The following is a 254-nucleotide window of genomic DNA, read 5'->3' as shown; positions in this document are numbered from 1 at the left end:
GGCGACAGTCGTGCATATGTACGCTCGAAACGCTCCACTTGCTGTGCAGGATCCGTCGTTTCCACATAAGCCGCTGTTCCGTTATTCGCCACGACCACAACCTTCGTATAAGGTTTCAGATCGGAGAATTGCTGTCTCTTCGCGGAGTCCGAAGTAAAGTACGCGGTCGATGCATCCAGCTTGAACGATTGCAGCTGGCCGTCAACGTACAATTCGAGCTTGCCATTATCCAAGGAAGCGATATAGCCTTCATA

1 protein-coding gene is annotated in these 254 nt (G+C 51.2%); it reads right to left on the bottom strand.

The genetic code is table 11. The annotated features are described in order from the left end of the window. Positions 1-254: hypothetical protein (locus ACSNOG_RS33635; protein WP_436756460.1), on the bottom strand; the 254-nt coding region annotated here is incomplete at both ends.

Source organism: Streptomyces sp. URMC 124 (assembly GCF_051386455.1).
Taxonomy (GTDB): domain Bacteria; phylum Actinomycetota; class Actinomycetes; order Streptomycetales; family Streptomycetaceae; genus Streptomyces.
Note: the sequence above shows the minus strand (reverse complement) of the source record. Positions and strands in the feature narration are given on the sequence as shown.